The sequence below is a fragment of the Arsenicicoccus sp. UBA2120 genome, from assembly GCF_002330965.1.
In the GTDB taxonomy this organism is placed as follows: domain Bacteria; phylum Actinomycetota; class Actinomycetes; order Actinomycetales; family Dermatophilaceae; genus Arsenicicoccus; species Arsenicicoccus bolidensis.
In genome coordinates this window covers 1-13,959 of sequence record NZ_DCYC01000072.1, presented here as the reverse complement: position 1 = coordinate 13,959, position 13,959 = coordinate 1, and the positions used below count along the sequence as shown (strand labels likewise).

General features: G+C 75.1%; 11 protein-coding genes and 1 pseudogene. 5 read left to right on the top strand and 7 right to left on the bottom strand.

Features of this window, described 5'->3' with window-relative positions:
* The first annotated feature begins 244 nt into the window (after positions 1-244).
* The 3 genes from B2P18_RS10965 (at position 245) to B2P18_RS10955 (ending at position 2,926) form a co-directional block, all read left to right on the top strand.
* Entirely contained in the window at positions 245-1,195 is a 951-nt protein-coding gene (locus B2P18_RS10965) for an ornithine cyclodeaminase family protein (RefSeq protein WP_286959179.1), read from the top strand.
* 105 nt (positions 1,196-1,300) lie between these two features.
* The gene (locus B2P18_RS10960; RefSeq protein ID WP_286959177.1) at positions 1,301-2,275 is read left to right on the top strand and encodes a TIGR03557 family F420-dependent LLM class oxidoreductase; all 975 of its coding nucleotides are present in this window, start codon (positions 1,301-1,303) and stop codon (positions 2,273-2,275) included.
* 51 nt (positions 2,276-2,326) lie between these two features.
* Positions 2,327-2,926, top strand: a complete 600-nt coding sequence (locus B2P18_RS10955) for a DUF2231 domain-containing protein (protein WP_286959168.1) — start codon at positions 2,327-2,329, stop codon at positions 2,924-2,926.
* A 105-nt stretch (positions 2,927-3,031) separates the two neighbouring features.
* On the opposite strand, the gene B2P18_RS10950 is transcribed toward B2P18_RS10955, so the two are convergent.
* The 3 genes from B2P18_RS10950 to B2P18_RS10940 are packed head-to-tail and all read right to left on the bottom strand — an operon-like array spanning position 3,032 to position 5,780.
* Positions 3,032-4,087 carry an NAD(P)/FAD-dependent oxidoreductase gene (locus B2P18_RS10950; RefSeq protein ID WP_019285769.1) on the bottom strand — a complete coding sequence of 352 codons (1,056 nt, stop codon included), beginning with the start codon at positions 4,085-4,087 and terminating at the stop codon, positions 3,032-3,034.
* Between the two features lie 59 nt (positions 4,088-4,146).
* The gene (locus tag B2P18_RS10945) at positions 4,147-4,671 is read right to left on the bottom strand and encodes an isoprenylcysteine carboxyl methyltransferase family protein (protein WP_286959161.1); all 525 of its coding nucleotides are present in this window, start codon (positions 4,669-4,671) and stop codon (positions 4,147-4,149) included.
* Positions 4,668-5,780, bottom strand: coding sequence for a type III polyketide synthase (locus B2P18_RS10940; protein ID WP_029210563.1), 1,113 nt, complete (start codon positions 5,778-5,780; stop codon positions 4,668-4,670). Before B2P18_RS10940 ends, B2P18_RS10945 begins: the two co-directional genes overlap by 4 nt.
* Positions 5,781-5,834: 54 nt before the next feature.
* Here B2P18_RS10940 and B2P18_RS10935 point away from each other — a divergent pair, with 54 nt between their 5' ends.
* Positions 5,835-6,743, top strand: coding sequence for a UbiA family prenyltransferase (locus B2P18_RS10935; RefSeq protein ID WP_286959156.1), 909 nt, complete (start codon positions 5,835-5,837; stop codon positions 6,741-6,743).
* Positions 6,740-7,135 carry a (R)-mandelonitrile lyase gene (locus B2P18_RS10930; protein ID WP_239262400.1) on the top strand — a complete coding sequence of 132 codons (396 nt, stop codon included), beginning with the start codon at positions 6,740-6,742 and terminating at the stop codon, positions 7,133-7,135. Before B2P18_RS10935 ends, B2P18_RS10930 begins: the two co-directional genes overlap by 4 nt.
* A gap of 60 nt (positions 7,136-7,195) precedes the next feature.
* Here the strand turns inward: B2P18_RS10930 and B2P18_RS10925 are convergent, their stop codons facing one another.
* The 4 genes and pseudogenes from B2P18_RS10925 to B2P18_RS10910 form a co-directional block, all read right to left on the bottom strand.
* On the bottom strand, positions 7,196-7,900 hold the full coding sequence (locus B2P18_RS10925) for an ABC transporter ATP-binding protein (protein ID WP_239262402.1): 705 nt from the start codon (positions 7,898-7,900) through the stop codon (positions 7,196-7,198).
* Positions 7,893-8,936, bottom strand: coding sequence for an ABC transporter ATP-binding protein (locus B2P18_RS10920; RefSeq protein ID WP_239262404.1), 1,044 nt, complete (start codon positions 8,934-8,936; stop codon positions 7,893-7,895). Before B2P18_RS10920 ends, B2P18_RS10925 begins: the two co-directional genes overlap by 8 nt.
* Positions 8,936-11,815, bottom strand: a complete 2,880-nt coding sequence (locus tag B2P18_RS10915) for an FtsX-like permease family protein (protein WP_286959137.1) — start codon at positions 11,813-11,815, stop codon at positions 8,936-8,938. The genes B2P18_RS10920 and B2P18_RS10915 overlap by 1 nt, the downstream gene beginning before the upstream one ends.
* 35 nt (positions 11,816-11,850) lie before the next feature.
* Positions 11,851-13,959: pseudogene (locus tag B2P18_RS10910) on the bottom strand (hypothetical protein); the annotation flags it as partial.

Sequence of the window (13,959 nt, the reverse complement as noted above, 5' to 3'; positions counted from 1 at the left end):
CATGCACACCGACGACAGGAGGTCACCCGATGACTCGCATGAAGACCTGGCTCCGTTCCTTCGACCGCTGGACGCTCGCCGCGTTCAACCCGGAGGTGCCGGGCTACCGGGGTCGCTGACCGACCCCGACCGCTCACGACCGAAGGCCCCGCCGCGTCCCCCGCGTGGCGGGGCCTTCGGCGTCCGAGTACGCCGAGGACGCAGAAGACGCAAGGTGCGCATCGGTCCTCGATAGGGTCGACGGATGGATCCGAGCCCGCTGAGATATCTGTCCGACGCCGAGGTCCAGGGGCTGCTCCCCGAGCCGAGGACCGCCGTCTCGCTGGCGCGCCGAGCCCTCGTGGCGCGGGCCGAGGGGCGCGCGCAGGTGCCGCCCAAGCCGGCCGTCCGCCTCGCCGGTGACGGCTTTGCCAACGCGATGCCCGCGGCCGTGCTCGACGAAGACCTGCTCGGGTGCAAGTGGGTGACCCTGGTCCCCGACAACCCCGCCCGCGGCCTGCCCACCGCCCAGGGCGTGATGATCCTCAGCGACGCCCGCACCGGCGAGACGCGGGCCCTGATGGGGGCCGCCGCCCTCACCGCTCAGCGGACCGCCGCCGTCAGCGGCGCCTGCCTCGACGCGCTCGGTGACCGGTCGTCGCCCGTCGCGTTCCTCGGCGCGGGGGTCCAGGCGCGGTCGCACCTGCTGGTGCTGGAGGCCCTGGGGTATGCCGAGACCCGGGTCTACGCCCGCCGCCCCGAGGCGCGCGAGGACCTGTCGGCGTGGGCGGCCGAGGCCGTGCCCACCTTGAGGCTCGAGGTCACCGACGACCCGAGGGCCGCGGTCGAGGGCGCCGGCACCGTCATCACGGGGTTGAGCATCGGCCTGCGCGGCCAGGAGCTGGACCCGGGGTGGGTGCGCGAGGACGCGCTGCTGCTGCCGCTGGACTACTCGAGCAGCGTCGGCAGCCGGCTCGCCCGCGAGGCGACCCTGGTCTCGGACGACGTCGAGCAGCTGGCCGCCGTCGCCCCGGCCAAGCTCGCCGCCGACTATCCGCCGGCCACCGGGTGGACGGGCGACGCGATCCGTCAGCCTCGGCCTGCCGGACGGCTCGTCTGCCAGAACCTCGGCATCGCGGCGACCGACGTCGTCTTCGCGGCATACGTCGCGGACCGGGCCGCCGACCGCGGGGCCGGCACGGTGCTCGCCCGCTGACCGCGGGCGTCGAGCGACCGTCGAGTCTCCCGGCTGACAACCTCCCCCCGGCCCGGCCGCCCTGGTGGGATGAGAGCGTCAGCCCACGACCAAGGAGACGCGACCGTGAAGCGCATCGGCTACTTCCTGTCCTGCGAGGAGTACTCCCCCACCGAGATCGTCGAGCAGGCCCGCCTCGCCGGGGAGGCAGGCTTCGACGCCCTGTGGATCAGCGACCACTTCCACCCCTGGACCAACGAGCAGGGCGAGTCCGCCTTCGTGTGGTCCGCGATCGGCGCGATCAGCCAGGTCTGCGACCTCCCGGTGACGACGGCCGTGACCTGCCCGACCGTGCGCATCCACCCGGCGATCATCGCGCAGGCCGCCGCCACCAGCGCCGCGCTCCTCGGCCCCGGCCGCTTCACTCTTGGCGTCGGCTCCGGCGAGGCGCTCAACGAGCACATCCTCGGCGACGTCTGGCCGCACGCCGACCTGCGCCTGGAGATGCTCGAGGAGGCGATCGGCCTGATCCGGCGCCTGTGGACCGGCGAGGTCGTGTCCCACGAGGGCGTCCACTACACGGTCGACACGGCCCGGATCTACTCCCTGCCTGAGGAGCTGCCGCAGATCTACGTCTCGGCGTTCGGGCCCAAGGCGCTGGACCTGGCCTGCCGCGTCGGCGACGGCTTCATCTCGGTCATGCCCGACGCCGAGGGGGTCTCGACCTTCCGCCAGGCCAAGGGCGCCCACGCCCCGACCCAGGCGGGCTTCAAGGTCGGCTGGGGCTCGGACAAGGAGCAGGCCATCGACGACGCCTACCGCCTGTGGCCCAACGCGGGGGTGCCGGGCGAGCTGAGCCAGGTGCTGCCGAGCCCCCAGCACTTCGAGCAGGCGGCCGAGCTCGTGACCCGCGACAAGATCGCGGGGTCGGCGACCTTCGGCGACTCCGTGCGGGAGCACGTCGACGCGTTCACGCCGTTCGTCGAGGCCGGGTTCGACGACGTCTACGTCGCCAACATGGGGCCGCGCTACGCCGAGATGATCGAGGCGTACGGCAAGGAGGTCCTGCCCGAGCTGCGGTCTCGTCACGTGCGCGCCTGACCGCTGCGCCCACCCGTCCCGTCATACCGCCCTCGACCACCAGGAGTCCTCATGACCCACGACACCAGCCGGACCGACCAGCCGACGACGCGCCCCCGCACCCCGCTCGCCTCACCCCTCCACGAGATCGAGAGCTCCACCGCGCTCGACCCCGTCGTGGCGGTGGGCGATCGCGTCTCCGGGGCGATCGTCGCCGACGACCTGCGGCGCCAGGTGCTGCAGGGCGCCTGGCTCGGCCACGCGCTGCACCCCCTGCTCGTCGAGGTACCCATGGGCACGTGGATGAGCGCGACCCTGCTCGACCTGGCCGGCGACGACGCCTCGCGCGACGGGGCCCGCCTGCTGACCGGCGTCGGCGTGCTGGCGGCCGTGCCGGCCGCGCTGTCGGGCTGGTCGGAGTATGCCGAGACCGACACCCGCTCCCGCCGCGTCGGGGTGGTCCACGCCATCGCCAACGGCGCCGGTGCCGGGCTGCAGGTCGCGTCGTGGGTGGCGAGGCGCAACGGTCAGCACCGGCTCGGCGCGGCCCTCGGGCTCGTCGCGCTCGGCGCCGTGGGGGCGGGCGGCTTCCTCGGCGGGCACCTCGCGGCGGCGCGCAAGGTCGGCACGCACGACCCCTCCTTCATCCCCGAGCAGCCCTACCTCAGGTAGTCACGTCCGCCCGGGTTGGCACGCCAGGTCGATGTGACGACCTCAGGCAGATCCGGCGGAGCCGCCGTCGGGGCACTCTCGGGCATGCCGGTCGCGACCGCTCGCCTAGGACGCGACGACCCGGACGGCCGATCGGTAGACCCACGGCACGTGGGCCGCAGCCGTGACCAGGTGTCGTCGCACGAACGCCGATCGCGTGGCCACGACGAGCCCGCCCGTGAGCGCCCGGGCGGGCAGCCCGATGGTGTGCCAGTGCGCCTCGTAGCGGCTGGGGTCACCGGCCGCGACGGCCTCCACGGCGGCCCTCGCCTGTCGCCACCCGAGCGTCAGCCCCTCCCCCGTCAGCGCGTCGACGTAGCCCGCGGCGTCGCCGGCCAGCAGCACCCGACCGGCAACCTGACGCGCCGCGCGCTGCCGCAACGGTCCCGCACCGCGCACCTCGTCCAGAGGCTCGGCGCCCGCGAACCTGTCTGCCAACCTAGGGATCTCGGCGAGGTGCTCCAGGAAGCCCCCGACGCGACCGGTCAGCACCGCGACCCCCACGACGTCCTCGGCGACCGGCGTGACATAGGCCTCGCAGGACCGCCCCCAGTGGACCTCCACGTGGTCCGTCCACGGCGCGACCCGGTAGTGCCGTCGCAGCCCACGCCTCCGCGGCGCCCGCGACGGACGGTCGAGCCCGAGCAGCCGTCGCGTCGGCGAGAGCAGCCCGTCGGCCGCCACCACGTGCCCGGCGCGCACCTCGCCTCCCCCGGCCAGCCCCACCGTGACCCCGCCGTCGTCCTGGGCCAGGTCCACGACGCGATCCTGCACCTGCCGTATGCCGTCCCCCGCCGCCTCCGTGGCCCGGGTCAGGGCGGCGTGCAAGGTCGTGCGGCGCACGCCGAGCCCAGGCCGCGGCCCGACCGGTGCGTCGGCAGATGGGCCGCGCCCGTCGAGGGACCTGCCGTCGACATACCGGATGCCCCGGATCGGGTGACCGTCCGGGTGGACCCCGAGAGCCGCGAGCTCGGCCACGCCGGCCGGCATGATCCCCTCGCCGCAGGCCTTGTCCACCGGCGACGGGCGGGGCTCGACGACGACGGCGCTCATCCCGAGCCGCGCCGCGTGCAGCGCCGCGACGAGCCCGACCGGCCCGCCGCCGACGACGACCAGATCCACGTCCGCCCTGGCGTGAGCGTCGGCCCCGGTGCCTGGTGCTCGGGGGTCCCTCGCCACCGTCAGGCCGTCTCGTCCAGCGCGCGCAGCGCCTGCTCCTCGACCCGGATGCGGCGAGCCAGCAGGGCGGCGTTGGCGATCGTGAATCCCGCTGCAGTCCAACGGGACCCGTGCACCATCGGCAGGGCGACGCCCTCGACGACGACGGCGACGTAGTTGGGGTGGTCCAGGTAGCGGTAGGGGCCGCCCGTGACCCGGGAGGCGCCGGGCACCACGATCACGCGCGTGTTCCACTGCGGACCGAGGGTGCGGATGCACCACCAGCGCAAGGCCTGGGCGGCGCCGACGCCGGCGAGGGCGACCCACCCGCCGCGCCCGAACCGCCGCCCGCCCCAGTGCATCTCGGCGAGGCACGCCCCGAGCAGCCCGGTGTGCAGGGCCACCATGGCCGGGTAGTGCTCGCGCCCCACCTCGTGCCCGCCCTGGGCGAGGGACCAGGCAGCGTTGCGGCGCGACACCACCAGCTCCGCGAGGCGCTCGGCCGCGACGACGGCGACCAGTCCGGCATACGCCGTCTGGCTCCTCATCGGGCGTCCTCGGGCGCCCGCAGCAGGACCATCTCGAGGCAGAAGCCGGGGCCCATGGCGAGCAGCATCCCCAGCGACCCGGGCCGTGGTGGGCGGGTCCGGAGCGTGTCGGCGAGGACGTGCAGCACCGACGCCGAGGACAGGTTGCCGATCGCGGCGAGGGAGTCCCAGGTGACGCCGAGGGCGTCGCGGGGCACCTCGAGCGCCTCTTGCATGGCCTCGAGGACCTTGGGGCCGCCGGGGTGCGCGACCCACCACTCGATGTCGTCACGCGTGAGGTCGTGCAGCGCCAGGAACCCGTCGACGTCCTCGCGGACGTGCGAGCGCACCAGCTCGGGCACCTCGACGCCGAGGACGATCCGCAGCCCCGTGGCGCCGACGTCCCAGCCCATGGCGCGCTCGGTGTCGTCGTAGAACCGCGAACGGGTGTCCAGCACCTCGGGCCGGGTGGGCGTCGAGCCGGACGACCGGTCTGGTGCTCCCTGGTCGGTCGCCCGCTCGGCGGCCCGGTCGGCGCCGAGCATCACCACGGCCGCTGCTCCGTCCCCGAAGAGGCCGCTGGCCACCATGTTGGCGGGCGTGGTGTCGTCCCGCTGCACGGTGAGGCTGCACATCTCCGTCGCGACCAGCACGGCCACGTGCGCGGGATGACCGACGAGATGGTCGTGCACGCGGGCGATCCCGGCCGCTCCCGCGACGCACCCCAGGCCGACGAGCGGCACGCGCCGCACGTCGGACCGCATGCGCAGGCGCGCGGCGATCCGCGCGTCGATCGACGGCACGGCGAGACCCGTGACGGTGGCGCTGACGAGCAGGTCCACGTCGCGCGGTGCGAGCCCCGCCTCGGCGAGGGCCGCCTCGACGGCCTGGCACCCGAGCTCGACCGCCGCCTCGATGAAGGCGTCGTTGGCCTCGCCGAAGTCCGCCAGTCCCACGTAGCGCTCGAGCGGCAGGGCCAGGTGCCGTGTCCGCACCCCCGCGTTGGCGTGCACCTGGTCGAGCATCCGACGCCGGGCACCGGACGCGGCACCGGTGAACTCCGCCACCGCGTCGGTGATCTCGTGCTGAGAGTAGCGGTGCGGCGGCAGCGCCCCGCGGACGGCCACCACGGCGCTGGGGAGCGCAGGCCTCCGCCCGAGGCCGCCCGGGCCTAGCGTGGGCTCATGCCCGCTCCCCTGCTGTCCTTGCTGGCGACCACCTGCCATCCGGGCCCGACCGCGGTCGTCACCGGCCTCACCACGGCCCTCGCGGTCGGCTGCGGTCTGCCCCGCCGACGGGTCCTGCTCGTGGGCGCGACCGTCCTGTCCGGGCAGCTGACCATCGGTTGGAGCAATGACCTGCTCGACGCCGGGCGCGACCGGGTCGCGGGACGCGTCGACAAGCCGCTCGCCGCCGATCCGGGGGCGGCGAGGGTGGTCCGCCGGGCCCTCGGGGTGGCCGCTGGTGCCTGTCTGCTCCTGTCGAGCAGGTGCGGTGGTGCTGCCGGAGTCGTCCATGTGGTCCTCGTCGTCGGGTCGGGCTGGGCATACAACGCTGGTCTCAAGCGCTCGACCGCCTCGATCCTGCCGTATGCCGTGGCCTTCGGGGGGCTTCCGCACGTGCCGCATCTGACCAGAGGTGGTCCGCGCCAGGGCCCGGCGCCGTTGTGGCAGACGGTCGCCGGCGCGCTTCTCGGCTGCTCCGCCCACCTGCTGAACGTCCTGCCCGACCTCGACGACGACGCCGCCACCGGGGTGCGCGGCTACCCGCACCGGTGGTCCCCGGCGTCGCTGCGGGCCCAGGCCGTGGCTGGGCTGGCCGGCGCCCAGCTCGCCGTGCTGGCCGGGGCGCGCCCACCCGCTCGATCCGCACGCGTCGCGGTGGGGCTCGGTGCTGCGCTCGCGGCGGGCGTCCTCGGCGGTCGTGGCAAGGCACCGTTCTGGTGCGCGGCCGGGATGGCCGTCTGCGACGTGGCACTGTGGGCGGTGGCGGGGCGAGGATGGGACGGAGGCACCCCACCGTCGTGGACGCCACCACCATCGACAGCTCCAGCAGCTGCGCCATCACCAGCAGGACGAGGAGAGATCGCATGAGGTTCACGCGGAGCGGCGGGCAGTCCGCCCCCGGGCCGCAGGACTGGTTCAGCGGCGCGGTCTACATCGACGGGATCCGCAACCCGGACGAGCAGTCCGCGGTGGGCTGCGCGCACGTGCGGTTCACGCCGGGCGCCCGCACCGCGTGGCACACCCACCCCAAGGGCCAGACGCTCTACGTCACCGACGGCATCGGGTATGTCGCGAGCCGTGGCGGCGAGGTGCGCGAGATCCGCCCGGGGGACGTCGTCTACATCGAGCCGGGCGAGGAGCACTGGCACGGCGCGACGCCGGACCGCTTCATGGCGCACGTCGCGATCCAGGAGGCGGACGACCAGGGCGAGGTCGTGACCTGGCTGGACCACGTCACCGACGAGGAGTACGGCGCCTGACCCGCCCACCGGCTGCCCGGCTCACCTGCTCACCTATTCGCCCGCTCACCCGCTGACGCGTCAGGCGGGCAGCGGCTCGGTCGCGTGCAGCCGCCCGTCGACGAGCTCAAGCACCCGGTCGGCATAGGCCACGATCATCGGGTCGTGGGTGGTGACCACCGCGGTCATGCCCCGTTCCCGCACCAGCTGCACGATGAGCGTCATCACCTCGCGCGCCGTCTCGGAATCGAGCTGCCCCGTGGGCTCGTCGGCGAGGAGCACGGCCGGCTCACCGACGAGGGCCCGGGCGAGGGACACGCGCTGCTGCTGCCCGCCCGAGAGCTGGCGCGGCGTCTGTCGCGCGTGCGGTCCGAGGCCGACCCGCTCGAGCACCTCGGCCACGCGACGGTCCCGCTCCCCCGGGTCGGTCCGGGTCAGCCGCAGCGGCACGGAGACGTTCTCGGCGGCGGTGAGCTCGAGCACGAGCCCGAACGACTGGAACACGTAGGCCACGTGCTCGCGGCGCAGCCTGAGCCGGCCCGCCTCGTCCAGGGCGCGCACGTCGACGCCGTCGACGCGGACCTCGCCCTCGTCGGCGTCGTCCAGGCCGCCGGCGACGTGGAGCATCGTGGTCTTGCCCGAGCCGGACCGCCCGCGGACGGCCAGCAGCTCGCCGCGCGGCACGGCCAGGTCGATCCCCTGCAGGGCGTGCACCGCGCCCGCCCCCGTGCCGAAGCTCTTGGCCACTGCGCGCAGCTCGATCATCAGGTCGGTCGTCTCAGTCATGGCGCCGGTGCCTCCCTGGCTCGCCCTCGGTGTCTGCGGTGTACCCGTTGTCTCCGGTGTGCCCGGTGTGCCCGGTGTCCTCGGTGTGCTCTGTGTCCTCGGTGAGAGCGGCTCGCTCACGTCGTGTCCGGGGCGTGGCCCCGTCGTGACCCGGCCAGACGCCGATGTGGTCGCTCTCGAGGTCCAGCCGCACGCGGTCCCGCAGCTCGAGCGCGTGGGTGAACTCCCGGGGCAGCTGCAGGCGTCCAGCCCGGTCGAGCACGGCATACTCCTCGCTGACCAGGGCCGAGCGCCCCTCGGCGTCGACCTCGGTGCGCCGCAGCACCTCCGAGCTGGTGCGTCCGTCGCGGATGCCGACGGTGCGCTGGACCTGCCCCGACACCGCCTGGTCGTGGGTGACCACGACGACCGTGACGCCGAGCTCGGCGTTGGCTGTGCGGATGGCGGCGAAGACGTCGTCGGCCGTGCGGGTGTCGAGCTCGCCGGTGGGCTCGTCGGCGAGCAGGACCTGCGGGTGGTTGGCCAGGGCCACGGCCAGCCCGACCCGCTGCTGCTGCCCGCCGGACAGCTCGGCGGGCCGGCGGTCGGCGCACTCCGCGAGCCCGAGCAGGCCCAGCAGGTCACTCACCCGGCCCCCGACCTCCTCCCGAGGACGACCCGCCAGGCGCATCGGGACGGCTACGTTCTCGGCGGCCGTGAGATAGGGCAGCAGGTTGTCGCTCGCCTGCTGGTAGAGGAACCCGACCGTCTCGCGGCGGAAGCGCAGCCGCTCGCGACGCCGCATGGCGACGAGGTCGTGCCCCGCGACCCTCGCGGCCCCGGCGGTGGGCCGGTCCAGCCCCGAGAGCACGCGCAGCAGGGTCGACTTGCCGCTGCCGGACGCACCGACGACGGCGACGAGCTCACCGGCGGCGACGGACAGGTCGAGCCCCTGCAGCGCCACCACCTCGACACCTTCGGACGTGAAGATGCGCACGACGTTGTCGCACTCGACGAGCGGTCTGCCCCGCTCCGCCTCGGTCTGGGTCGTCGTCATCACTGGTCTCCTGCCCTGAGGTGGCGCGTGAGGCTGAGTCTGGTGGCGGATCGCAGGTCGAGCGCCACGACGGCGCTGACCAGCACGGACAGGCCGATCGCGATGGCGGCGACCGTTGGCCAGGACGGGACGAGCCTCGGATAGGCCTCCCCGCCCGCGAAGGGTGCCAGGTCGACCAGCCGAGGGAGCAGCCAAGGCAGGCCGAGCCCGGTGGCCAGGCCCGTGACCACGGCGGCCAGGGCGGGCGGCAGCACCTGGACGAGCACGACCGTATGCCGGTCGCGCGCGGGCATGCCGAGCACCCGGGCCCGCGCGAGGAGCTGTCGACGCGCCGCTGCCGTCGCGGCGGTGAGGGCATAGGCCGCGAGCGCGGCCAGGAGTGCCGCCGCGAGCGACGTGAGCAGGACGACGAGCAGCACGTGGCGCGAGAGCGGCTGGTCGGCGGCGCGGGCGGCCACCGTCGTGCGGTCGACGGCCTGCTCGACCAGCGGGCTCAGCGTCCGTGCCTCGGCCACGAGCGAGGCGGACGCGACGGGGGTGGCGCGCACGAGAAGGGTGGTCGTGGGGACCGGTGATCCCGTCAGGCGTTCGACCTGGTCGCGCGGCGCCAGGGCGATCAGCTGCGTCGTGGTGTCCTGCAGGCTCTCGTCGACCACCACCGTGCGGACGGGGGCCGAGCGCCGGTTGATCTCGATCCGCAGCCCGGGCTGGTGCAGGACCGGCCGGTCACGCCCCACCACGAGGGTGACCCCGTCGCCCTGCGGGGAGGTCGAGGTGGAGGTCGCCGTGGAGGTCGCAGTAAACGTCGACGTGGGGGTCGCCGTGGACGTCGACGCCTCGTGCACGGCGATCGGCGTACCGGCTCGCACGGAGGCGACCTCCTGGACGGAGCCGACGCGGACCGCCACCTGCGCCCGTGCGTCCGCGCCGGTGCTGTCCGAGAGCAGCTGTCCGCTGGTCTCCCCCAGGGCGGCCACGGACTGCACCCCCGGCCTGCGCCGGACGGTCTCGACGACGGACGCGTCGAGGCGCGATCCGGTCACCTGCGCGTCGGCTCCCACCTCGCGCCAGGTCTGCAGCTCGCGGGCCTGGACCAAGGTGTGGCCGAGCGTGGAGGTCAGGACCGCGAGTGCCGCGGCCACCGTGAGAGCCACGAGCGGCAGCCGCGAGGCGCCACCCGCGCGGGCCGCCTGCGTCAGCCCCAGCCAGCTGCGTCCGCCCGGGCGACGGTCGACGATGCGGGCGGCGACGCTGGACGCGGCGCGCACCAGTGCCAGGAGCAGCAGGCCCACCACCACCGCCACGAGCGCGGGCACGGCTTGGACGAGGGGGTCGGGGGTGATGTCGCCCGTGCTCAGCTGCGCAGCGCGGCCAGCGGTGATGAGGTCGTCGCGAGGTGTGGTCGGCTCGGCCGGCCGTTGGCGCACGGTGATCACGGCCAGCACGGCCAGCGCCACGAGTGCCAGCACTGGCGCCAGCCTGGAGGCGGCCCCGACCCGCGCGAGCCGCCCGCCCCGCTGCCCGCGGCCACGATCCCGCGCCCCGAGGACCGTGGCACCGACGTGCGCGAGGACGGCTGCTGCGGCCAGCCCCAGGGCCCACCAGGGAGGCAGGACGGACTGGGTGGTGAGCGCGGCGACGCCCCATCCCAGCGCCGCGCCGAGGACGACCGGCATGCTCACGTCCAGGGCCGCCAGGAGGCCGAGCCGGCTCATCGAGGCCCCACGTGATCGGAGCAGGTCGTCGTCCCGCCGCCGTCGCTCGGTGCGCAGGCGGGCGAGGAGCACGGCGAGCGCCGCCGCCAGCACCAGCAGACCGGTTGTGACGGTGCCGTCGACGAGCCGCGTGGCGCGCACCCCGTCCCGCCACGACGACAACGTGCCGGAGAGGGTCGAGCGGACCGACACCGCCCCGTCCGTGACCTCGCTCGGCGCCGAGGCCACCCGGGCGAGCCCGCTCGTGAGTGCCGGGAGGTCGGCCGGTCGGACGCGTCGGTCGTCGACGCGCCAGGTCCAGGAGTAGTTCACGGTGTTGCTGAGCGCGGAGATGGCGACGACCTGCTGGTGAACGTCCGGCGAGAGGACGAGCCCGACCGCAGGTTGGACGCCACCGTTGGCGCCGCCCTCCTCGATCAGGCTGATCCCGGCGAGCTGAGGCATCCACTGCCAGAGGTCGTCGCGGGGGTCGGTGGGCTCGTAGATGCCTGAGACCAGCAGGTGCAGCCGGGTCGCCGTCCCCGAGGCGGCTGGCATGGTCCACCGCTCGCCGACCTTGGTGCCCCACGAGTCGGCGGCGACCGTGGACAGTCCCACCTCGAGGGTGGGGATGGTCTCCGGGGGCAGCGTCGCCGGGTCCGGCAGCCCCGGTCCGGCCGTCTGCACGCTGAGGTCCTCGGTCGCCGGCGCGGGCGGCAGCACGTGGCGCTCGGCCGAGGGGCGCGGTGCCCGTCCGGCGGTCCAGCGCACCCGGGACTCGAAGGCCGGCGTCAGCACGAGCTGCCCGCTGCGAACGACGCCCTGGGGGGTGGGCGCGAGCGGTTGCGCGTCGTTGGTCGCGGCCATCGGCCGGACAGGGCCGTAGAGCTGAGAGGTCTCCGGGCCCCACAGCCGTTGCACGGACGTCGCGACACGGGCGAACGGCGCGGCTGGATCACCGCCCGGGAACCCTGCGCCGATGCCGGTGGGCAGGGTGACCAGGACCGAGCGGCCCATCACCGGAGCCCGGCGCAGGCTCTCGCCGAGCCAGTCGCGCGAGGCGCGGTCGGTCAACGCCGGCAGCATGGTCACCAGGGCCGTCGTGACGGCGACGACCAGGGCCGTGAGGAGCGTCAGCCCGCGCGTCGTGCGGGCTGACGCAAGCACCAGGCGAGACCAGGTCATCACGTCTCCCCCTCTGCCCCGCAGGCTTGGCCGCCTCATGCCGTGTCCCCCTCGCGCAGCAGGCTCGACCAGCTGCGCGCCGGCGGCCGCAGCGCGAGCAGCCCGGTCAGCCACAGCGCGGCCGCCAGCGCACCGGCCGCTGCGACGACCTGGCCCCAGGGCACGACGGGAGTGGTGCCGGCCCCCTCGACGGACCAGGCGGGGATGACGACGACGGCGGCGAGCAGCCCGACCGCGGTGCCCGTCAGGACCGCGACGAGCACCTGGGCGAGCTCGCTCCCCCACACGGATCGGCGCAGCAGCGCGGCAGGCACCCCGAGCGCGTGGAGGACCGCCCGGTCGCGCTGGCGGGCCCGGGCCGCCGCCGCCGTCCCCGCGAGACCCGCGACGACCGCGAGCGCTGCGCTGGCCGTCAGCAGCAGGGCGAGCACACCCCGCAGGGCAGCGGGGGCTACGTCGGAGCGGAGTCGGGCGAGCGTCTCGGCCTGCGTGGCGACGGTGAGGACCCCGCCCTGCCCGGCCTGCGGCGCGGATGCCGGGTCGGGGACGCGCGTCCCCCACACCTGCCCGGGCTCGAGGGGTGGGAGCAGGAGGTCGGCCCCGGAGCTCCCCCTGGCACCCGTGGTCTGCAGCGTCCGCAGGTCCACCAGAGCAGCGCGCTGCGCATCGCCTTGGCCAGGGACCCGGTCGACCACCCGAGTCACGCGCAACCGGACCGTGCGACCGGCGACCGGCAGCTCGACGGTCTGCCCCGGCCGGGCCTCGAGGGCCTCTGCGAGTCCGCGCGAGAGGACGGCGGGGACCGGGTCGACGCGCGGCTTCGCCACCACCGCCTCGGCGCTCAGGCCTCGGCTGCCCTCGGTCGTGGTGGTCAGCGGGACCGGAGCGGGCAGCAGGGAGGTGCGCGACCCGTCCGGCCGGCGGACGGTGAGGGAACGGAGGGTCATGTCGGCAGGGGGATAGAGCATGGTGGCGGAGACGAGCTCGAGCGGCTCGGGGACAGCGCGCCCCACACCGGTGCCGAGGGTGCCGCGATAGCTGACCTGGGTGCTCGGCGTCCCGGCAGTGAGCGCGAGGGCGTGGCGGTAGCCCTCGCCGTCGTCGAGCAACAGCTGCAGCTCGGGCAGGCCGGACCTGTCCTCGAGCGACTCCAGGGTGCCGACGACCGTGGCCTCGAGGGTGAGCGCGCCCGCGGGAGAGGGCGCGCCCGCGGACAAGGGCGCGGTGGGCTGGACCGACGGTGCCGCCGACGTGGTGGCCGATGGTGCAGACGTGGTCGTGGCCGAGGATGTCGACGGGATCGCAGGAACGGGGGGCGGGGCAGGGGCGGCTCGCAGGCCGTGGAGGGTCGACTGCCAGGTGTCGTGCTGGGCGCGCGCGCCGGCGGGGTCGGGCACCAAGGTGGGGTCGGCGATCACGGCGTCGCTCAGGTCGACGCCGAGCAGCGTCGCCTCGGCACCGCCGACTCCCGTGACCTGCTCGGACCACACCGAGGTCGTCGTCCCGCCCAGGCCGCGGGCGACCTCGGCCGCGTGGCCCGCGTCGGGCGCCAACGTGACCACGACGGGCGCCGGGACCTCTCGCACCGCCCGGTCCTGGATCAGCTGGTCGTTGCTGGCCAGCTGGGTGACGGTGAGGGCTGCCACCGCGGCCGTCACCACGGCGAGAAGGCGGGTGCCGAGGCTCTCGGGCGAGGGATGACGGGTGCCCCACGCGGCCCAGGCGGCAGCCAGGCCACGAGATCGCCCGGCCGCGCGCGCGACGAGTCGGCCGAGCACGGGGGCGAGGCGCATCGCCACGAGCGCGAGCCCGAGGACCACCAGCGCGGGCGCGACCACGGACAGCGCATCGGCGCGCTGCTCGTCCCCGGCTCCCCGCAGGCGCCACCAGGCCAGGGCCGCCAGCAGCAGCAGGACGGCGTCGATCATGCGTGAGGTGCGACCGTGACCCCCGACCGAGCCGGCCAGCGCCGTCAGGGTGACGACCAGCATCGCCGCGATCGTGGCCCCGAGGGCGACGACCCAGGTCATGACGGTGGGCTCGACCCGGTCGGCCCCCGGCAGGACGCGCGCCAGCACAGGGGCCAGCAGCGCGGCCAGGACACCGGCGGGCAGCACGGCGGCGGCCGCCAGCCCGGCCAGCAC